The sequence below is a fragment of the Brevibacillus fortis genome (assembly GCF_003013395.1).
GTDB lineage: Bacteria > Bacillota > Bacilli > Brevibacillales > Brevibacillaceae > Brevibacillus > Brevibacillus fortis.
On record NZ_PXZM01000003.1, the window covers coordinates 80857 to 102388 of the forward strand.

Genomic DNA, 21532 nt, shown 5'->3' on the forward strand with positions numbered 1-21532 from the left:
TTACCCTCTTCTCTTTAGGTTCATGATTAGTTTTTCTAGCACTGAGGCTACTGCGTCTCTTTCCTCCCGTGAGATACCCTCCATTACTTCTTCCAAGAATGGATCAGTCGCTTCCATAATCGTCTTATGTAGCGCTTCACCTTTCTCTGACAAATACATAATTTTTTGCCGTTTGTCTGTTCCAGATGAAATCGAGATCAATTCACGCGCAGCTAATTTTTGTGCAATCGGTGTAATCGCCGGCTTCTCTACTTGCCAATAATCGGCGACGTCGCTAAAAGTAGCAGCTCCATTATTCTTGAGATAACGAATTAATGCCCATTGCGTGACGGATATTCCGAATGGCAGTAACTCCTCTTGCAATTGGTTATTGTACATACGGTGTGTGAATGCGACTTTTGAAAAGAAAGGGTACATAGTAGCTCCTTTGTTATTCGTTTTAGTTAATTAATTTAATTAATTATATATCTTTACTTGTTGGTTGAGAAGGTCTAAATAACGATGGGTAATAATCTTGTGGCTTTTTAGAGGCGACGCCCTACGCACCCCTCTCTATTGGTCGCATCCGACAGTTACTGGCCCGTTTTACTCAAGGTTGGCTGCCACCATTCCGGAAGATACCCTTTATCTGTATCGGGAGCAAAATCTCCAGCAGCTCATTCAAAATTGTGGGGTTTTTATCAACCATACCTACTTGGCAAGATTACCTGCCAAAAAGCAAGGCGGGAAATTTCTCATTCGAGATGCCAAAGGAAACTGGATCATCCATCCCGATTTTGACCGTTTGTTGAAGCGAATGGACTCGCTACGTGATCAAGGCAAATTGCATTTGACGACCATACGCGAAATCATGGATTATTGGCTCGCCCTCTCTCAAGCTTGCCCATTCCCATTGCCTCGCCGCTTGACTCTCCCCTTAACGGGAAAGTTATACTCGGTACAGAACATACGCAAGTAAGGAGGTTTCGCCATGTTTAAAATCAGTGAATTTGCGAAGATTAGTCAAGTCTCCGTCAAAACACTCCGTTACTATGACCAAGTGCATTTGCTCAAGCCAGCTCATACCGACAAATTTTCAGGTTATCGGTATTATACGGCTGACCAAATGTTTCAGCTTAATCGGATTTTGGCCTATAAAGAATTGGGTTTCTCATTAGATCAAATTCGTCAGATGATGAGCGAGCAAATCCCACTCGAACAAATCAGGGGGATGTTTCGAATCAAGCAAAGCGAAATTCAGTCCATTCTGGATAAGGAGCAAGCAAGATTGAATCTCATCAAGGATCGCCTGTACGCCATCGAAAATGAAGGGAAAAGCCTGCCTTCGCATGACGTTATTCTAAAAAAAGTAGAGCCGCAGCTCGTCCTATCCTATCGAAAAAGAACTCCATTCAATAAAATACCCGAGCTATTCCAACAGCTGGACGATCATTTGGGACGTTCTGGTCAATCTTCTCTTTCCCGGATGGTTCTTTGGCATGGCTGTGAGGAATGTGATGACAACATGGATGTGGAAGTGGCGCGTCTAATTTCTCAGGACTTTCAGACCGTCCCCCCCTTTACCGTAAAGCAATTGCCGGAAATTCCGTTGATGGCTACGCTCATCCATCATTGTCGGACGACATGCCGTTGCACTGCGAGTGTCGAATTGGCGTTGTGGATTGAACGAAATGGATATCGGATCAAAGAGAACGAACCCCGTCGTGAAATTTGTGTTCGTCGTGAAAGTCCAGATGACCCGGACTCTTACGTCGCCGAGCTCCAGATTGCCGTCGAAAAAGCTTGAAAATAGAACATGTGGAGAGGAGATTCAGCTTTTGAACAGACAGCAAAAGTTCCTAACTTTTACCTTATTTTTATTGACCTTCGTCCTGGGTACGAGTGAATTTGTCATTATCTCGCTGCTTAGTGATGTGGCATCCGAGTTGGGCATATCGATCTCAACAGTAGGCTCGCTAGTATCAGCCTTTGCCATTGCATTTGCAATCGGTACACCGATCTTAACGGCGATATTCAGCCGATTTGCCAAGTATCCACTCATACTTACGTTGATCGGGGTCTTTATTACAGGGAATATTCTTACGGCTTTATCTGAGTCGTATGCCTTGCTTCTTGTTTCCAGAATCTTGACTGCCGTTGTGACCGGGGTTTTGATTGCACTTGCCATGGCCGTTGCCAGTGAAACGATGCCTGCTGAGAAAAGGGGGCCCGCAATTTCTATCATTTTTGCTGGCTTCACGATCGCCAGCGTGGTTGGGGTTCCAATCGGTACTTTTATTGGACAATGGGGCGGTTGGCAAATGGCCTTTTGGTTTGCGGCACTATTAGGGATCATTTCTCTCCTAGCAAGTGCAGCGACCATCCCGAAAGGACTTAAGAGATCGAACAGTTCCTTGCAAAAACAAATCGGGTTATTGACCAATACACGTATCATCATCGCGTTCTTTATTCCGGCATTAAGCATCGGCGCGACCTACACAGTCTATACGTATTTAACTCCTTTGCTGCAAGACGTGCTCTTCGTACCGAATCAATATTTGAGTCTCGTATTTTTACTGTACGGGGTGATTTCTATCTTTAGCACGCTGATTGGTGGGAAACTGGCAGCTCACAACGGGATTGGAAAGCTCCGGTATGTTTATCTGATGCAAGCCGTCATTCTCGCATCTCTTTATGCTTCGCCGCATTCCCTACTCGGTGGATTCATCAGCCTATCCTTTATGGCGCTGGTCGTTTACATCATGAATTCCACGATGCAATTGTACTTTATTGATTTGGCCGATAAACATTATCCCGCTGCCAGAGATTTGGCTTCCTCATTAACTCCCGTCTCTGTCAATGTTGGGATCGCCCTCGGATCAGCTTTAGGTGGATTTATAACGACAAACAGGGAACTCATTGATGTTTCTTGGGTCGGTGCGATTGTCGCGATCGCGGCATCCTTGCTGACATTTATCAGCTACAGTTTAGATCGCAAAGCGATGTCCTATCACACGCATACATTAGAGGACTGTCAAACACGAAAATAACGCAAATAGAGGAAGAAGCTTCCCTTCATGTTTCCAGGGAAGCTTCTTATTCCTTCATCTATTGAGATAATTTCACCAAGCTGTAGTTTTTCTTGCCTTTGCGGATAATGATGAAGCGGCCGCCGATAGCGAGACTTGGTGTTACTTCCAGTTCGAGATCGGTAACGCGCTCGCCATTCATGGAGATAGCGCCTTTTGTAATATCCTCACGCGCTTGACGCTTGGAAGGCTCAATGCCGATCTCAACAAGCCAGTCAACAATGTTCTTCGTTTCGAGGGTAGATTCATACGTCGGCATTTCTTTGAAGCCTTGCTCGATCTCATCTGCCGATAGCGATTTAATATCACCCGTAAACAAAGCTGCTGTAATGCGCTTCGCCTGCTCCAGCATTTCCTCGCTGTGCACAAATTTCGTCATTTCCTCAGCCAGCGCTTTTTGCGCCTCGCGTTTATGTGGCTCGGTCTGTACTTTTTCAGCCAGCTCTTCAATTTGTTCTTTGGAGAGGAACGTAAAGTATTTCAAGTATTTCACAACATCGCGGTCATCGGTATTCGCCCAGAATTGGTAGAATTCGAATGGTGTTGTTTTGTTTGGATCGAGCCAGATAGCTCCTCCTGCTGTCTTCCCGAATTTCGTACCATCTGCCTTCAGCATCAGAGGAATGGTGAGACCGAATGCTTTTGCTTCTGGTCCTTCTTTTTTGCGAATCAGATCGAGACCGCTCGTGATGTTACCCCACTGGTCGGAACCGCCGATTTGCAGCTGAACATCTTCATGTTTGTACAGATGCAGGTAATCCAGCGATTGCAGAATTTGATAGGAAAACTCCGTGAACGAAATGCCGCTTTCCAATCTGCTCGACACAACATCTTTGGCAAGCATCGTGTTGATGCTAAAGTTTTTACCAAAATCACGCAAAAATTCAATGACATTGATTTTGTGCGTCCAGTCGTAGTTGTTCACCAAACGGATTTGGTTGTCGCCTTCTGTAACGAACAGCTTCTTCATTTGAGCGGTAAGTGCATCTACGTTCTCCTGAATTTGTTCCAGTGTTTGCAAAGAACGCTCAGATTGACGGCCGCTCGGATCGCCAATCGTACCTGTTGCACCACCGATCAAAATGACCGGACGATGACCAGCGAGCTGGAAGCGTTTCAGTACCATGAAAGGAATCAAGTGACCGATATGCATGCTGTCACCTGTTGGGTCCACACCACAATATAACGAGACTGCTTTTTCATTCGTTAATTCTCGCAGCCCTTCTGCATCTGTTTGCTGATTGATGGCTTCGCGCCATTCGAGTTCATCGATAATATTCACTGCCATACACTCCTTCAATCTCCTATGATGAAAATAAAAAATCGCCCCTTGTCTATTGTAGACATAGGGACGATTGAATAACCGTGTTACCACCCATCTTGCACAATGGACCCAAACGCTTGCTTTAGGCCAATCATGCCACTCGTCGCGAGTTATCGTTCGCGGTGCCGCTCGGCATTACCCGAGATACTCCAGAGTGTAATTCGCTCGCTTACTGTGTACCGGGTTCCATCAACCCCCGGCTTTCTAGAACAGGGAATAAGCTGCTACTGCGCTCTTTCAACGTATGTTCATATGAATTACAGACAGTATATTGAAATAAGTTAGCAATGTCAACCATCTAGCTATTATTCCGCTAACATCCCTTATTTTATTTTCGTGAGACCGTCAGAAGTTAGTTCATAGACAGTTGTTGCGACTTCCTGTAAATACCGTCGATCATGCGAAATACTGATAATCACACCGTCAAAAGCGGCTAACGCATGGCACAGAACAGGAGTCGTCAAAGGACTGAAGTTTCTGGTCGGTTCATCCAGTATCAATATTTCACATTGATCCAAAATCATTTTTAACAGGAGCAATTTCGCTTTCTGTCCCCCAGACAAGTTTTGAATGGGTTGATGCATCTCCTCTTTTGTAAATCTCATACTGCCTAAATACGTATACGCTTTTGTAATCGCATCTTTACTCCCCGATGTTTCCAAGAATTCAATCGGTGTTTTCGTTGAATCCAACCGGTCTTCATAGTTTTGGGGCATGTAACCGATCTTTAATGCCGAATGCTCGACTAGCTCATCCATGATCTTTTTCAACAACGTCGTTTTTCCGATCCCGTTTTCCCCAATGATCGCGACTTTTTCTGGACCCTTGATGGTTAAGTGAATCTGTTTCGATAGCTGTTTGTTCGCGATTTGCAGTATTTCCAATGAATAGTCAAGAATTTGTTTACTGCGAGGCACGTGTACCGCAAAATCAAAACGGAATTCACTTGCCTCTTCCACACTCGGTACCTCTTGAAATGTCTCGGATGCCCTCTCTATGCGCTCCTTTTGATTTTTCAGAGACTTGATTTTCTTTTGCAATCGCGGATCTGACCGGGATACGTTCCGATGTTGATGCTCTGCCTTATTCCAAACGTCATGCCATTTCGCCATTTGCTTTTTATGGTCTGAAGCTTGCTTTTTCGCTATCTGTTCTTGTTTGCTCAAGTGGTTCTCGCGATTGCCGAGGTAACTCTCATATGGTTCTCTTGAAAACGTATACTTGGGTACTTGTTTGCGCTTTGTCAGTTCCATATGAAGGATACCGTTTGCTGTATTCGCGATAAATGTTTCATCATGCGATACATATAAGACAGGAAAAGTCGTCTGTTGTATAAAGCCTTCCAGCCACTCCATCGTTTGAATATCCAAATCATTCGTGGGTTCATCCAGCAATAGAACATCAGGATTCTGAGCCAACAGACTTAAAAACCGGTATTTGAAGCGTTCACCCCCGGAAAGAACACCCATCTTTTGATCTGAATCCAATGAATGAATGCCGAAATCATCCATCGCTCTCAGCAGCTCTTTGCTCCATTGATTTTCGGCAAAAAAGTCGGCAATGGTCATTTGTTTTTCTTTGTCCGATAGCTCCTGTGATAGAAAACCCAATGAATAGTCGCTTCTCATCACTTTCCCTTCAAATGTGCAATACTCGGCAATCAGTTGTTCATTGTAGATAAATTTTAGTAAGGTGCTTTTTCCATTTCCTTCTTCACCGATGATGGCGATCTTGTCGCCTGTTTGAATGTTTAAATGCAAATCATGTAGGAGAGTCCTGCTGTCTTTCTTGGTCGTAATCGTAATGCTATGCACTTCTATCATGTGCTTCCCCCATTTCATTTCTGTGTTTTCACCGATTTATTTGTTGTTCATGTGCATCACCCTCCGATTTTTGACAACAAAAAAAGATGCTTCTGTCCAATAAACAGAAGCATCTTGCTCTCATACTTGAAATCGCTATATGAAAAATAGACCATACAGGGATTCAGGATATAAATTTCGGGTGAATTTGGCTTCTTGTTTATTTATTATAGGATTGGCTTTTCCAATAAATAAACAATTGCGCAAATGATTCACCCTCCGATCAAAGTAGTTGAGTTCAATATAGCATGGCCTTCTAAATAATGTCAATGAAGCTATCTATCCGACCAAGGCTAGCAATTGTGCAAGCTTATCTTTGAGGGAAGACGATTCCTTTTTTACCGCCTGTGCGAGCTTCTTGTTCCCGCCGAATATGCGATAAATAACGGTTTCCCGATGGTAATCTTCCATCGCTGCAAGCTCCGCGATGAGAGCATCCACCAGTTCTTCACGATCGATGGCGATATTTTTCAAAGGCTTCGCCCCTTCGCCACTGCCAAGCAAAAGAGAGACGAGTACTGGCATAATCTCTACGGTTACACCGTGCGCCTCCATAAAAGGAATGGCATAATCGTCCTGGGCAGACTGATGCTCGGTGTCGACCAGCTGCATATACCGTTGAACGAGTGGAAAATAATCGCTGCTAGACAAGCCAAGCGCAAATACCGCATAGGTGCCAGGCATGACCGATTTCTCACTAGGCTCAACATCCCCATACCACGCGAACTCCTCCATCGCAAGCTCAGCATATTCTGCGAGCTTCGGAAATAAGGCAGGGTAACGGGACGCATTCGCAAAAAACTGATGGAGTCCTGACTTTGCCAGCTTTTTTAATGGCAGGTAGTGCTTTTCGCTGCTCTTCAGCTTGAGCTTGTACCCCTTAGGAAAGCCTTCCCTCAACAGGCTGTTGATAAAATCAATCGCTTCACCATAGGCGGCTTCTTCCTCAGATACGATACGGATGTCAATCGCTTGCAAAACGTCATTGGCACTTGCTTGAATCAGACTGCTTTTATACCCGTTTTCAAAGCGACCGCTTCCCCGTTTTACATAGTCCATAGCCTGCTTAGAGCCAAGCTGAACAGCGAGGTCCAGGTACTTCTTACGGGTGTCCGGCTCCCTGTTACCCATTTTTAGGGCGACGAACAGGAAAAAGTCTAGGTCCTCTATTTTGGGTTCCTGACGATCCTGCTCAGGCTTCAAAACCCAATCCATTCCATAATGCCCAGTACGATCAAAATACTTCTCTAAAAAACGCTCCTCCACCCAGCCTCTTAAAGCCAAAGTATAGTGGTATGTCCACGAATCACTGCGTTCTTTATTGGAGCGCAACTTATCGCTAAGACGCTGGATGAGCGGTTCGACAACCTCCTGCTTTTGTTCCAACAGATCGAGATTGACGAGACAATGAGCGAAGAAAAAATCGTCTTTTTCATGCGGACGTACTGGAAGCTCCGACATAATTTTTGTCTCGATAAAGTGATCCAGCTCTTGTTTTAGACTCTCGAGTTTTCGTTCGTTTACGAAATGGTGAGAATGGCACTGCATCGATTGTTTCCACTCGAATTCAAAGACGAGCTCGAAGCGGTAATCAAAAAAGTGAGGATCATAGTCGTTGGAATGGAAAAGGGAATCCATTCGTTCACACAGTGCGGGAAAAAACTCTTGCTTGAGAATTTCCTCTGTAAGCTCCTCCATGTAAGAACCCGCGTCGTATTTGTACGAGTCGTCACTCCATTTGAAAGGTTCATGGATATCCACGTGGATTTTGCCATTGGCCCAATTGAGTTTTCCTTTTCTCCATGCCATTCTCAGGTAGTCTTTGATCCCTGCCTGCAGTCGACTCCAGTCTTTGATATCGCTGATCCGCTGGCTCTCTTTTTGGTAAATGTCTTGAATGGAAGTCCATACATCGTTTAGAAATGCTTCTGCTGCCTGATTCATTGACTGATTCTCCTCCTGCAAAAAAACAGTGCTACCGTCTTAACCGATGACCTTGACGACATTGCCCTCGCTATCGGTAATATTGGTTTTCACAATGCTTATGGCAATTCCTTTCAGGGAAGGGATATCAAAGCTGCTTTCCTTAGGAAGCAATTGCTTGCTGAGTGCAACAGCGGTCGGATCATCTAAGATAAAACGAATGACGTCCTCTCCAGGAATACATTCAGGCTTCTCCCCTGCCTCAAATACAACTCGGACATCAGGTCCCACTAAACTCAGGCTCTCCCCTTTTTTAATGCGACCCCGGAGAATTTTTCCGATTACTTCCGCTTGCTTTGCTCCGAGCCTGAGGGTCGAATGCGTCTTTTTAAACAAGCTTTTCTTACCTAGCTCCCAACCTAACTGGCTGACAAACAAATAGGCAGTGTTGGATCCTTCTTGTTCCATTCCACTCTGAACAGCAGCAGAAACTGTAGCATTCCGAAGGAGCGAATCACGCTCGAGATCGGTTATGTAGGAAGGCATGAATGGCAAGCCAGCATCGAGTACGCCACGTGTATTCCAAGCCATCATCGCATCGAGTTCATCGCCTGTGATTCCCACCATTTGCAAGAATTGTACCCGACCATTCGGTGTATCGATTTCGGCAAGCTGCGGGTCCTTGACAAAAGCGAGGGCAGTCAGTAGGGTATCAGCGCCCAAGCAAATCGGACCGTTTGCATCCAAATGATCACCTGCATGAAAAACATTGCCGGTGTTGAATACGTATCGTCCCATATTTTGAAGCAGATTCAGCGCCCATGCAGGCGGTTCTTCCTCGTCGTCCCCTCGCGCCAATCGAAACGTCAATTCAAAGCCAAAACCGCTTTCCTCTTCATTCTCGGATTCCTTTTCATACAGCTCGCTAAATCCATACGTGACAAAATGCCAATGCGGATAGGGCTCGACCGCTTTGTAGGCGCTAATTCCATCCAATGGATCGTTGCCACCTAGCGCATACGAGATGAGCGTCCCGTAATGCTTAGGCTCCTGTTCTCCATAAATCTTTACCATCTCCTGATCAATGGCATCCCAGCCCGTTGATGTCGTTTCTTCATTCATTTCTTCGTTCAACTCGCTTGCCTCCTATGCAGTGACTGTCTTAACAATAGCCAAAGTGAAATTTTTGGATACTCTATCAGACGGTCAATACCACTTTGCAAATTACATCGTTCTCATTCCCTTCTATAGGAAAGTCTTTAATTGCCTTGTGTTATTCCATTCGGAACGACTGGCTTCGATAACCAGTGCTGGTCGGTTTGTACATGATTTTTGCGCACAAATTTGGCGGCAGACTGTTTAAAATCTTCGTAAGGAAACCTCTCCGTTATTCGTACCACGTACCCCTCTTGTTCTCCGCCAAAGACAGATTGTCTGGTGTAGCAGCTTTTGACGGTCTCTTCCTTCCAATTCCCTCTGTATAAGACAGGCGCTGTTTCTAAGCCAAGTAATTTGGCCCATTCTACCGTTTCATCCCACGACAAGCATTCATTGTTTTCGTTCCAGATGGAGAAAACGTAGAAATAGCTCGTTAGGTGCTCGTAGTAGATCGAGTGCAGTGCATATACATTTTCCCCGCAAATTCTCCAGCCTTCCGGGATATGAAACGAAATCGTCCCGTGCAACATTTTTACCCAATGTCTAGATGCGTGGTCTTTGCTATCCAGTGACCTTGCGTGGATGTGGTTTCGGTAAAGCGTGGTATTTTCGCCATCCAGCTTTTCAGTCACGACTATTTCTTTTCCCTCGAAATGACGAACCGTTCGTAAGATTTTATCATCGTCGGTTCTACTTCTTGACCAGGGTAAATGAAAGGTTCTCGGGTATTTTTTCAACATCGTTTTTCACCTCCTTATTTGGCATAGGCATCTCCTTCCTTAAAGAAGTACAGTTTCCACAGGTACTCTTCGCCCAATAAATGATAAATCTCGGAAATATCTTGCTGCGTTCCGTAGTTAATCTTCATGTGCATTTGAATCAGATTGACAACTTCGAAGATAAAACCATCTTCGAATCCTAATTCTTTTAAGAAATGGCAAGCAATTTGCGCAGAAACATGTTCGTGTCCGTAGTAAGAGTAATGGCCTTTCATCGGTTTGTACGTTTTGCAAAATGGTTTTCCTGTATCGTGAAACAAGGCGACCACTTGCATGAGAAATTTGTCTTCTTCCGTGTAAAAGGCGTTTACATAATCGAAAACATGATACGTATGCTTGCACAAAGGATATTGATGATAAGGGTTTTCCTGATTAAACTGATACATCTCATGGAAGATCGGAATGGCATTCAACCTGTCGAACAACACTTCATAGGAGGGTTCATCTTGAAGCAACTGAACAAACTCCTCTTTTTCCATGGCATAGGGAACAGGCTCGTGCAAGAGATGAATGTGATCCCAACCTTCATTCTTAATGGGAAAATGGAAGTTCTTCCGCATCTTCGCTAAGATGTATTCGTCTACGGTTCTCTTTCTGGACTGATTGCGCTCCAAGCATACGGAATAGGGAACATCGAGGTAATAGCATTCCTTTTGAACATCGGGAAATTTGGCAAGGACCTTCATTCTTTTCTCTCTGTCAATATTCGTAGCGTCCAAGATGACATTCCTTCCATTCGACAGCTCCGTTGCGATTTTCGAATAAACCTCAAAAAATACTTGTGCAGACCTCTTTTGTTTTCGCTCATCACCGAATAAGTTTTGGCGAATCTCATCCGTAGACACGATGGTTGCACGTTCCTTTTTGGCAATTTCTTGTGCCCATTTGCTTTTGCCGCTGCCCGCAATGCCTGACAGGACGATTAATTTCTTTTTCACTTATATCTCACCTCCTTTCAATAGAAACTTACCTTTCGACTTTCTTTTCCAATATTATACACATTTCGAGTTTAGATGGCACCCTTCTTTGTTCCTAGATTTTCCGTTCTTTACAGCCACGGACCAAAGAAGTTCTGGACAGCTTGCTCGGAATAGCTATCTTCCCCGCGCCAATTCACAACGGCGAAAAAGTCGTTTTTCCCGCCCCGCCCTGGCCTGTCCTTGCTTGGAGCCAAGATACCAGACGAAGAAAGAATTTCCATAAAGACATCCCGTTCGTTTTTGCTAGATGGAAAGACACCATGGAGTCGCTTCTCCAGTTGGCGGGCGGCATCTGTTGGTTCACAGCTGGAGATGATGTCTAGCACCTGACGGAGGATGGCAACATCTTCTTCCTGTACCGAAAGATTTTCTTCCTTGCTTATCAGCTCCAGATCAAGCATGAGGTACGGCAGATAGTTCAGGCGGACACCTCCCCACTTGATTCTCTCGAAATTCAGGACATTTAAATCTTCATCGGTATATAGTTCTCTCCCAGCGATATGGTAACGGTCGCATTTATGACAGTCTCCGTACATGGCGAAGTAGGTGCCGTTTTCTGGATTCGTATACTTGCCGGCATTACTATCGAACGCATGGGCTGTTAATGGCTCCGTCAAGGCCCAGCTAGACAATGCGCTGCGCAGGTACACCTTTCGTGTCGAGAGACTGTGCAAAAATGCAGCGGCAACTTGCTCTTTTGTCACTTTTTCATGCAGGGTAATGATTCTGTCTATGCACTCCTCGTGACTGATCGTCAGCAGGTCAAACATAAGGCCTTTACTTTTGGCGTATTCAAAATCTTCTCCCGAAAAATCGTATGGGCGACTCTTCCACCCGTTGCTGCTCCAAAATGTTTTGATTAAGATTTGCTTTGCTTTTTTATCCATAAAACGATTGCTCCTTTTTTCTTTGCTTTCCATATTTTAGCGCGGATCGGATGTATGAAAAAAGAGTCCAACGTGTGAAAGATCGTTGGACTCGGATTGCGTTGCTACTACGTTCCGCAAAACGTTTGGTAAGGACCTGCTGATTCCGCTGGTAAAGTCGTGTATTCTACCTGCTCAGGAGTGTAGGCATATGGATCAGAAAGGGCAGCAAGCAGCCGTTCCAGCACAGAGTAGTCGCCCTCTTTCCATGCTGCTTCCAATGCTTCTTCTACACGATGGTTCCTGGGGATGACTGCCGGATTACTCTTTTTCATCAACTGTTGTACTGCGATGGTATCTTCTGGCTGTCTAGCTAGTCGCGCTTTCCACTGCTCATACCACTCCGTGAATTCGCTCGTGCCAAACAGGACCGTATCTTCTGGTTGATTGATCGTCAGGGAACGGAAAGTATTCGTATAGTCTGCGCTGTGATCCTTCATCATGTTAAGCAGACCTTCGATCAGCTCTTCATCTTGTTCCTCTTCGTTAAACAATCCGAGCTTTGCCCGCATTCCTGTTAGCCAAATGCTGTGATACTGCTTGCTAAATTCGGCGAGGGCGTCTTCGGCTATTTTCACAGCCTGCGCTTCATTTTCATGAAGTAACGGCAACAAGGCTTCCGCAAAACGAGAAAGATTCCACACCGCAATGTACGGCTGATTTCCGTAAGCATAGCGACCCTGAACGTCAATGGAGCTAAATACAGTTGCGGGATCATACGTGTCCATGAAAGCACACGGACCGTAATCAATGGTTTCGCCGCTGATCGCCATGTTGTCGGTATTCATTACTCCGTGGATGAAGCCCACGAGTTGCCACTTGGCAATCAACTCCGCTTGACGCTTGATGACTCCTTTCAATAGGAGCAGGTAACGATTTTCTTCTGCTTCGATCTCTGGAAAATGTCTTTGCAGCGTGTAATCAGCTAACGCGCGGAGGTCTTCAATCGAGCACCATCTTGCCGCGAATTGAAACGTGCCCACTCTGATATGACTGGCAGCCACACGTGACAAAATGGCACCAGGCAACTCGGATTCACGATAGATAGACTCGCCGGTTGTCACTACTGCAAGGCTGCGAGTGGTCGGAATACCGAGTCCATGCATGGCTTCGCTAATGATGTATTCACGCAGCATCGGGCCAAGCGCTGCTCTACCATCGCCGCCGCGTGAATACGGCGTTCTGCCTGAGCCTTTCAATTGAATATCAAAACGCTCGCCTGAGGGTGTAATTTGCTCGCCAAGCAGGAGAGCCCGTCCGTCACCCAACATGGTAAAGTGACCGAATTGATGCCCGGCATATGCTTGGGCGAGGGGCATTGCGCCTTCTGGTGTCTCATTTCCCGCGAGCATGGCTACGACCTCGTCGCTTTGAAGGGCTTCTATGTTCAGCCCTAGTGACGTTGCCAGCGGTCTATTGAGAATAGTGAGCTTCGGTGATCGCACAGGTGGTGGACTGAATCTGGAATAAAATGAGTTTGGCAACGAGACATAGCTGTTATCGAAGTTCCATCCCGGCTCGATTGTTCGTTTTTTGTCTGTCATTGTATCTCCTTTTATCGATGCTTTATTTGGATTGAAGTAGCCGTACGCGTGATACATTTTGCAAATTTATTATACCCTTTTCATGCACAATTGGAGCACATTGACGCATTATAATGTACTTGAGGCAATCATCATGAACCTTATTTGAAAATAAACAAGTGGATGCAAATTTACTATACACATGTTCAGAGAAAATAAAGTATTAGATTGATGTTGTTGATTTGGTGCTATTTCTGTCTAAGTAAGCTCCTTGCCTTAAAAAAATAGGTATTAGACCATTCAAACCTTCCATACAAAAAGGCCAGTCAAAACACGAAAATAAAGTGTTAGACTGGCCTGGTTTATTGAGCTATCGAACCCGTTAGTTGAGAAATTTAGTTAACTAATACCTTAGAAACTAGCTAGGTTCTTGTTCCGATAACGATGGTAGCGTCTAGTTCATGGTCAGTTGCCACTTGCGGAATTAACCCGTTGCGTGCGAAGATTTCGACTGTTACTGGCACCTGTCTCTCACTAGTCTCGACAAATAAGTGACCACCCGGAACCAGCCAGAGTGCTGCCTCGGTCGCCACTCGCCGCATAACGTCAAGTCCGTCCTCGCCTCCATCAAGCGCAATGGGCGCTTCATATATTCTGGCCTCTGGGGGAAGTAGCCTGATAGACTCGGTTGGTACGTAGGGTACATTAGCGACTAGGATTTCGACACGGTTCCGCAATGTGGCGGGCAGAGCTTCATAAAGATCACCTTCATAGACGTGACCACCAGCGGTAGTGATGTTCCTATGAGCGCACCTTACTGCGACGGGATCGATGTCCACTGCATGTAACTCGATCCGCTCTAAATTTGCGGCTAGCACGGCACCCAACGCGCCCGATCCGCAACACAGGTCCACCACTACGGCTCCTGACCGTGCCAGTGCGATAGCTTGGCGGACTAGAAACTCGGTACGTTGACGTGGTACGAAAACTCCAGTGTCCACGGCTATCCTCAGACCACAGAACTCGGCCCAACCAAGAATGTGTTCGAGGGGCAAGCCTGCGACTCGCCGGTTTACCATGTCATCAAGCTCGGCAGTTGTCCGTGCTGCGGAGATGAGCAATTGGGCCTCATCTTCAGCGAAAACACAACCGGCAGCCCGAAGCCTGTTTACGATAATTCTATTGATGGTATCATCCACTCCTATTGGAAATTTAAGGGTCACGCACTTATTTTATCAGATTCGAAAATTCATGGTTACTAAACTAACTGCCCGTTAGTTGAATAGTTGGACGCCGGAATAAGACACGCCTATTGGAGGAAAAATACCATTTACATAAAACCAAAAGGTGTTATATCATCATAAAGCAAAACCATATGGTGTTATATTTTCACTACGAAACGGAGAGACTCACGTGGAACAGAACAATCAGCAAACCGTAGAAGATATTCAACAAACGATCGTTTTCGACGCCCCTATTCAAAAGGTATGGGAGAAAGTATCCACTGCGGAAGCCATTTCTGCTTGGTTTATGCCGAATGATTTTCAACCAGTGGTAGGTCATGAGTTTCATATCCAATCCCCTTTTGGGCCTTCGCCATGCAAAGTGTTGGAAATAGAAGCTCCTCATCGCCTTTCTTTTGCTTGGGATACAGACGGTTGGGTAGTCTCGTTTCTTTTAAAAGACCTAGGAGATAAAACGGAGTTTACCCTCATTCATGGCGGGTGGAAAGCAGCAGATGCCATCCTTGGAAAAGCAAACGAGAAGAGCTCTGTGATCCGCGACAGAATGAATCAAGGTTGGGTTGGTATTGTTCACGAGCGTTTGAAAAAGGTTGTGGAGGGCTAAATGTCTGCTTCAGCAGAAAAGGTTGATGTATTTCAAGCGATCGCTGACCCTACTCGTCGAGAAGTACTTCGCTTGCTAGCTGAAAAAGAATTGCCCATCTCAGCGATTACCTCTCATTTCCCCATAAGCCGAACTGCTGTGGTCAAGCATCTTCATATACTTGCTGACGCAGATTTGGTTACGGGACAAAAGGTAGGTCGCGAGAAAATCTATCGGCTGCATCCCGGTCCCCTGACAGAAGTAAAACAGTGGCTTTCCTTTTACGAGCAGTTTTGGAACAATAAGCTGTCTATGCTGAAGCACTTGGTGGAGACCGATGGCGATACGGAACTAACAATCGTACAAACGAAACCGGATCAACAAAAGAAATAACTTGTCATGCCCTTCCCTCTTGATCGATTGACCTTGATCAGGAGGTTTTTTTCGAATAACAAAAAGACTGCCGATTTCTCGACAGCCTGCTGTAGTTCAATTACGCAGTCAATTACTTATTCAAGAGCTCAGTCAGTTCAGTGGATTCGGTCAGTTGCAGCGGTGCAGTACCATACGATTTGCCATCTTCAGAATCAAACATATGGTCCTTGTTATCTCCGGACAATACGAGGAACAGTGTCTTAGCTTTTACTTCCGCTTTATTGTTTTCTCCAACAAGTGCAGGCAATGTATTTGTCGTTACTTCCGCATAGTTGAATTCAACAGCCAACGCTTCTTTTTTGTCCTTCTCTACAGCTTGGGTGCTTTCATCAAAACGCAACAGAGCTGCAGGTGTTTCAAAACGCTTATTCATGAGCGCAAGAATTTCCTTAAACTTATCATCTTCCGGCTTCAGGGATGTTTTCTCCCCTTGCTTATACACCACGATTTCTTGTGGAGCGACAAATACTTGCTGTGCCTCTTTCTTCGCTTCTTCAGGCTTTTGTGCTGTTGCTTCACCAACTGGCTGTTGGGTACCTGTTGCCGCTTGATTCTGAGTATTTGGTTGCTCTGCCGTTTGCGTATTGCCGCAAGCAGTCAGGACTGCTAACAGAAGTGCAGCTGGGATCAATGTAGACTTTTTCATGTTGAGGACCACCTTTTCCATATTCTCTCTCCACTGTTTACTCGCGTAATAGAAAGAAGGGCGATCGCGAACAATCGCGAACACGCCCGTGCCGTTGAACTGATACGTGGAGTGCTATTAACGCAAGCATTATATTACAAATGGATATGAATAGCAAATTACCACTTATTGATTCTTACTTTGAAAGCTCCCCTAATCGATGAATCACATGGCATGTACATGAAATGCCCTGATAAAAAAGATCCACTTTCATATTTTCATTTGGCGCATGATTCGCCTCATCTGCATTCGCATACGGGACCATCACGGATGGGACTCCGAGAATCTGTGTCCAGACATAATCGGGGAGGCTCCCGCCGACTCCAGGCACAAGAAGAGGTTCTACTCTGTAGGCATCCCTGACTGCCTGTGTAACCACTTTCACAATCTCTAGTTCAGCAGAAGTACGAGAAGGTTTCATATCTCCTTGATGCAAGACCTCTATGGAAGGAGTGTGTTTTTTCACATGTTCGCAAAGCTTTTGAAAAATATCGTCTGGGTCTTGATCGATGACTAGCCGTATATCCATTTTCACGCGTGCAGTGGCTGGAATAATCGTCTTGGAGCCGTCTCCCCCGTATCCACTGTGGAAGCCGCAAATATTGAAAGTCGGTTCCAAGGATACCAAGCGATAAAAGGTTTCGGCGTCCGCTTCGATATCTGGATATCCGATCTGCTCGATCAACGCCTCGCGCTCAAAAGGAAGCTTGCGAAGCAAATCCAGCTCATAGGCAGTCGGTTGGCGGATGTTATCGTAAAATCCTTCGATTAGCACCCTCCCTTGCTCATCACGCATCGTATTTAACAAGTCAATTAGCATCCATGCCGGATTGGGTGCAATATTTCCCATATTTCCCGAATGATGATCCCATTTTGCTCCGTGTGCTACCAGTTCGATACCAAGAATACCCCTCACACCTAACTCAACAGAAGGAATGCCACTTCCATGCATGGGCCCATCTGATGTGTAAACAAGGTCACATGCCAATAGCTCTTTATTCTCTTCAACGAAAGTAGCGAGGTGAGGACTACTGTTTTCCTCCTCCCCTTCAAATACCAGCTTCACATTGACTGGCAACTCACCAAAGCTGTCCAAATACGTTTGAATCGCCAGTACCTGAGCCATTAACTGGCCTTTGTTGTCTCCTACTCCTCGACAATAAATCCTTCCGTCTCGTATGGTTGGTTCAAAGGGTGGCGACAGCCATTCCTCGAGCGGCTCAGGGGGCTGGACATCATAATGACCATAGATCAATACTGTGAATGCATTCTCAGCCTTTATCCATTCCCCATACACAACTGGATGTCCCGCTGTTTCCATTAGACGACTCTGTATCCCACATGCCTGCATCATCTCATTCAACAGCTCCGCACATTCTCGTACGCCTACATTGGTTGTACTTATGCTTTTCTGTTTCAACAAAGTGAACAATTGCTGTAAATAATGTTCTTTACGCTCCTCTATCAGATGCTGAACAGTAGCCAAACTCATTGCTATCTTCTCTCCTATCTATTGTTTCCTTTTTTGATCAGACATAGAGATGACAAGCCACACTATGTGAATCGGTCACTTGTTGCATGTCTGGTCTGATTTCTTTGCATATCTCCATCACATTCGGACATCTACTTGAAAAAGCACAGCCCTGTGGAGAGTTGGCTGGTGAAGGTACGTCCCCTTGCAAAATGATTCGTTCCTTCCTCAATCGGGGATCTGCCACTGGGATGGCGGATAACAACGTCTTGGTATAGGGGTGTAATGGATTGGCGTACAATTGTTCCGTTGTCGCAAGCTCCGCCATTTTCCCTAAATACATGACCCCGACACGATTGCATATATGCCGAACCACCCCCAGATCATGGGAGATGAACAAGTACGTGAGGTGAAATTCTTCTTGTAAATCCTGCATGAGATTTAAGATTTGCGACTGGATCGATACATCTAGTGCAGAGACGGGTTCATCAGCCACTACTAGCTGTGGTTGAAGAATCAGGGCACGAGCGATGCCAATTCGTTGCCGCTGCCCTCCGGAAAATTCATGAGCATACCGCTCAGCATACGTGCGATTTAACCCGCAAACCTCCATTATATGGTGTATTTTTTCCAAACGCTGATGTTCATCACCCAATCTATGGGCTTTTAGCGGCTCATCCAGAATTTCCTTTACCGTCAATCGTGGGTTAAGCGACGAGAACGGATCTTGGAACACCATTTGAAAATGCTTGCGCTGTTGCCTCAGTTCACTCGCTGATAAGGAAGATAAATTCCTACCTGCAAAACCGATTTCCCCTGAAGTTGGTTTTATCAGGTGCAAAATCGCCCTGCCCATCGTCGATTTTCCACATCCTGATTCTCCTACCAGCCCAAGCGTCTCTCCTTGATTGATGGTAAACGAAACATGATCGACGGCCTTCACTACACTCTTCGTTTTTTGCAGCAGCTTGTTCTTACCTGGATAAAACACCTGTAACTGTTGTACTTCTACTAATGGGTCCATCCCAACACCTCCCGTTTCTCCTAGGCATGTAACCAGCATCGGCACGTATGATTATTGCCTACTAAAACAATCGCGGGCTCTTCCCCCCAGCAACGGTCAATAACATGATCGCACCGTTCTGCAAAGCGACACCCCTTGGTAATCGACCCTGCTGGCGGGACTTGTCCTTTGATCGTATATAAGCGGCTTTTCTTTTCTACTGAAGAGGGCATGGATTGCAGTAAACCAATGGTATAAGGATGCTTAGGATTATGGAATAAATCATCGACGACAGCTTCTTCCACGACTTCACCTGCATACATCACCAGAACGCGGTCACACATCTCAGCGACCACCCCCAGGTCATGAGTGATTAGGATGATGGCTGTGTTTTCTTTTTCTTGCAATTTTTTCATCAGATCTAAGATTTGCAACTGAATCGTTACATCCAGCGCCGTTGTTGGTTCGTCCGCGATCAACAGCTTTGGCTGGCATGCCATTCCAATCGCAATCATTACCCGTTGCCGCATTCCACCCGACAACTCAAATGGATAGCTTCGGTAGATTTGCTCAGCACGGGATATACCGACGCGCTTTAGCATCTCGATAGATTGTTCTTTTGCTTCCTGTTTGGATGCGCACGTATGAAGCAGAATAATCTCATCGATTTGTCGGCCGATGGTAAAAACGGGGTTTAGGGAGGTCATCGGCTCCTGGAAAATCATCGAGATTTCGTTTCCTCGGACAATACGCATTTCTTCCTCGGAGAGTTGGGTCAAATCCCTGTTGTTATAAACAATTTGCCCACTCGTAATGCGGCCGGGTGAGCTGATCAGGCGCATGATCGATAGGGACGTGATGCTTTTACCGCAACCGGATTCTCCGACGATCCCCAAGGTTTCACCTGCATGAACAACAAAGGAAATACCGTTGACGACCGTAATCTCTTCCTTCTCTTTCTTAAAAGAAACCTGGAGCTGGTTGACCTCTAAAATAGGCGTATTCATTCGTTCACTTCTACTCCTTTAGCTTGGGATCGAGCGTGTCTCGCAGACCGTCGCCAAACAAATTGAAGCAGACGACGGTCAGCACAATGGCGATTCCAGGAAAAAATGTTGGGTAGAAAAAATTCCGGCTGTTGTCTTTGGCTGCGCTCAACATCGCCCCCCATTCCGGAGCTGTTATGTCACCACCTAGACCGAGAAAGCTAAGAGCAGCACCAAGCAGAATCGCTGTACCGATTCTCATCGTCAAATAAACCATGACCACAGGTAGCATCCCAGGCAAAATATGCCGCATGATAATGACGAAATCTTGCACGCCGATTGATTTGGCCGCTTCCACATACGTCATTTGCTTTAAGGCTAAAGCACTCCCTCTGACGATGCGGATGAAGATAGGAACCGTAAAAACAGCTACTGCAAAAATAATGTTGACCATCCCTGCCCCTAGCACGGCGATGACAGCAATCGCGAGCAAAATCCCCGGAAAAGCCAACAAGATATCGGTTAGGCGTGTAATGATCGAGTCAATCCACCTTCCGTAATATCCAGCTAACAGCCCAAGCAACGTCCCAATAACAGCGCCGATCCCGACAGATACGAAACCAATGAATAGCGTTTCTCGAGTCCCAGCCAATACACGGCTGAAGATATCCCGATTTTGATGATCGGTTCCGAACCAGTGAAGTAGAGAAGGTTGTTGATGCTTCCTGTTATCCATAAGCGCGATATGCGTCTGACTAGGTTTGATTTTGACAAGTACAGGCTCTTGCTGCGGTGTTTCAACAGCAATCGGAACAATGGTAGATACGGGCCCGATCGATACTTTCACTTGTCCGATACCCTGACCTAGCGCGGTCACCATTCCATCTGGACTTACACGTATTACTTTTTCATCTGTCGACTGGTAATGAATTTGCCCGACCTCTTCCGATTGCTTTTTCCTAGCTGTTAAGAACCCGTTTTTTTCATGAGAGTCAGTCTTCCTCGCCCCCATTAATTGTTGTAGATTGCTACGTATTTGTTCCAAGCCGACCAGCTTATCACCGTTTGAAAGCGTGGCCTCCAGCTCAAGCTGTAAGATGTCCCCCTTCTTTACCTTGCCTGGCGGACCATGAAGTAACAGCTGTGTGAGAATGGGTGGGGTGTCCTCTACAGAAACGTCGAGCTGGATCTGCGTAGCGACATCTCCTTTGGCTATCAGCACCGTTGTGCTTCCTTGCCCGACTGGCGTAATGGTGATCGTGCCACTCGATTCACTGACAGAGGAAATCTGTCGGTTCGAACTTTGCAACATTACTTCAGACACAGGTCGTTCTGCTCCATCACTCATGATCCCGGTAATTTGAATCATTCCGGTCATTTCATTCGTTCTGTCGATTCCCTTTTCTTCATACTGCTCCGTTACCGGCCGATTCGGATCATATGGCGTGATCCATGGTCCTGCCAGCCCTAGCAGAAAGATTCCGATTAAGATCCAAAAGGCTATGACCGCCATCGTCTGTTTCTTGAACTTTTTCAAAAATAGTTGATAGAAAGAGTAAGTCTTCTGACTTTTCATTCGTCT

General features: G+C 45.8%; 20 protein-coding genes and 1 other annotated feature. Of the genes, 5 read left to right on the forward strand and 15 right to left on the reverse strand.

Annotated features, from left to right (window positions below; translation table 11 throughout):
• Positions 1-417: a MarR family winged helix-turn-helix transcriptional regulator gene (locus C7R93_RS02040; RefSeq protein ID WP_106837240.1), complete on the reverse strand. Its 417-nt coding sequence runs from the start codon at positions 415-417 to the stop codon at positions 1-3.
• A 97-nt stretch (positions 418-514) separates the two neighbouring features.
• On the opposite strand from C7R93_RS02040, the gene C7R93_RS02045 reads away from it, so the two are divergent.
• From C7R93_RS02045 to C7R93_RS02055, 3 genes are read left to right on the forward strand one after another with little or no spacing between them, the layout of a single operon-like run.
• Positions 515-958 carry a hypothetical protein gene (locus tag C7R93_RS02045; protein ID WP_244191424.1) on the forward strand — a complete coding sequence of 148 codons (444 nt, stop codon included), beginning with the start codon at positions 515-517 and terminating at the stop codon, positions 956-958.
• Between the two features lie 12 nt (positions 959-970).
• A complete protein-coding gene (locus tag C7R93_RS02050) occupies positions 971-1786 on the forward strand; it encodes a MerR family transcriptional regulator (protein WP_106837241.1) in 816 nt (271 codons plus the stop codon).
• Positions 1787-1817: 31 nt separating this feature from the next.
• The gene (locus tag C7R93_RS02055; RefSeq protein WP_106837242.1) at positions 1818-3029 is read left to right on the forward strand and encodes an MFS transporter; all 1212 of its coding nucleotides are present in this window, start codon (positions 1818-1820) and stop codon (positions 3027-3029) included.
• Positions 3030-3087: 58 nt separating this feature from the next.
• Here C7R93_RS02055 and tyrS read toward each other — a convergent pair whose 3' ends face one another.
• The 9 genes from tyrS to C7R93_RS02100 all read right to left on the reverse strand — a co-directional run bounded on the left by tyrS (position 3088) and on the right by C7R93_RS02100 (position 14742).
• Positions 3088-4356 carry a tyrosine--tRNA ligase gene (gene tyrS, locus C7R93_RS02060; RefSeq protein WP_425266724.1) on the reverse strand — a complete coding sequence of 423 codons (1269 nt, stop codon included), beginning with the start codon at positions 4354-4356 and terminating at the stop codon, positions 3088-3090.
• Between the two features lie 56 nt (positions 4357-4412).
• Positions 4413-4642 (reverse strand) — a binding site (T-box leader).
• A gap of 73 nt (positions 4643-4715) precedes the next feature.
• Positions 4716-6215 (reverse strand): ATP-binding cassette domain-containing protein, encoded by a 1500-nt coding sequence (locus C7R93_RS02065; protein WP_106837243.1) that lies wholly within the window; start codon positions 6213-6215, stop codon positions 4716-4718.
• Between the two features lie 318 nt (positions 6216-6533).
• The gene (locus C7R93_RS02070; RefSeq protein WP_106837244.1) at positions 6534-8198 is read right to left on the reverse strand and encodes a DUF6138 family protein; all 1665 of its coding nucleotides are present in this window, start codon (positions 8196-8198) and stop codon (positions 6534-6536) included.
• Positions 8199-8237: 39 nt separating this feature from the next.
• Positions 8238-9299 (reverse strand): suppressor of fused domain protein, encoded by a 1062-nt coding sequence (locus tag C7R93_RS02075; RefSeq protein WP_106837751.1) that lies wholly within the window; start codon positions 9297-9299, stop codon positions 8238-8240.
• 137 nt (positions 9300-9436) lie between these two features.
• Entirely contained in the window at positions 9437-10075 is a 639-nt protein-coding gene (locus C7R93_RS02080; RefSeq protein WP_106837245.1) for an RNA ligase family protein, read from the reverse strand.
• Between the two features lie 14 nt (positions 10076-10089).
• Positions 10090-11052, reverse strand: coding sequence for an AAA family ATPase (locus C7R93_RS02085; RefSeq protein WP_106837246.1), 963 nt, complete (start codon positions 11050-11052; stop codon positions 10090-10092).
• A 110-nt stretch (positions 11053-11162) separates the two neighbouring features.
• On the reverse strand, positions 11163-11981 hold the full coding sequence (locus C7R93_RS02090; protein ID WP_106837247.1) for a VHS/ENTH/ANTH domain-containing protein: 819 nt from the start codon (positions 11979-11981) through the stop codon (positions 11163-11165).
• 107 nt (positions 11982-12088) lie between these two features.
• Positions 12089-13564 carry a protein adenylyltransferase SelO gene (locus C7R93_RS02095; RefSeq protein ID WP_106837248.1) on the reverse strand — a complete coding sequence of 492 codons (1476 nt, stop codon included), beginning with the start codon at positions 13562-13564 and terminating at the stop codon, positions 12089-12091.
• 401 nt (positions 13565-13965) lie between these two features.
• Positions 13966-14742 (reverse strand): putative protein N(5)-glutamine methyltransferase, encoded by a 777-nt coding sequence (locus tag C7R93_RS02100; RefSeq protein ID WP_106837752.1) that lies wholly within the window; start codon positions 14740-14742, stop codon positions 13966-13968.
• Positions 14743-14956: 214 nt separating this feature from the next.
• Between C7R93_RS02100 and C7R93_RS02105 the strand changes: the two genes are divergently transcribed.
• Together C7R93_RS02105 and C7R93_RS02110 are read left to right on the forward strand one after the other, a co-directional pair.
• A complete protein-coding gene (locus C7R93_RS02105; protein WP_106837249.1) occupies positions 14957-15391 on the forward strand; it encodes an SRPBCC family protein in 435 nt (144 codons plus the stop codon).
• Positions 15392-15763 carry an ArsR/SmtB family transcription factor gene (locus C7R93_RS02110; RefSeq protein WP_106837250.1) on the forward strand — a complete coding sequence of 124 codons (372 nt, stop codon included), beginning with the start codon at positions 15392-15394 and terminating at the stop codon, positions 15761-15763. It begins immediately after the preceding gene.
• A gap of 112 nt (positions 15764-15875) precedes the next feature.
• Here the strand turns inward: C7R93_RS02110 and C7R93_RS02115 are convergent, their stop codons facing one another.
• The 5 genes from C7R93_RS02115 to C7R93_RS02135 form a co-directional block, all read right to left on the reverse strand.
• The gene (locus C7R93_RS02115; RefSeq protein ID WP_106837753.1) at positions 15876-16451 is read right to left on the reverse strand and encodes a hypothetical protein; all 576 of its coding nucleotides are present in this window, start codon (positions 16449-16451) and stop codon (positions 15876-15878) included.
• A gap of 175 nt (positions 16452-16626) precedes the next feature.
• On the reverse strand, positions 16627-17982 hold the full coding sequence (locus C7R93_RS02120; RefSeq protein ID WP_106837251.1) for a M20/M25/M40 family metallo-hydrolase: 1356 nt from the start codon (positions 17980-17982) through the stop codon (positions 16627-16629).
• Between the two features lie 37 nt (positions 17983-18019).
• Positions 18020-18985, reverse strand: a complete 966-nt coding sequence (locus tag C7R93_RS02125) for an ABC transporter ATP-binding protein (RefSeq protein ID WP_106837252.1) — start codon at positions 18983-18985, stop codon at positions 18020-18022.
• A 20-nt stretch (positions 18986-19005) separates the two neighbouring features.
• Positions 19006-19971, reverse strand: a complete 966-nt coding sequence (locus tag C7R93_RS02130; RefSeq protein WP_106837253.1) for an ABC transporter ATP-binding protein — start codon at positions 19969-19971, stop codon at positions 19006-19008.
• Positions 19972-19981: 10 nt separating this feature from the next.
• Entirely contained in the window at positions 19982-21526 is a 1545-nt protein-coding gene (locus tag C7R93_RS02135; protein WP_106837254.1) for an ABC transporter permease, read from the reverse strand.
• Between the last annotated feature and the right edge of the window lie 6 nt (positions 21527-21532).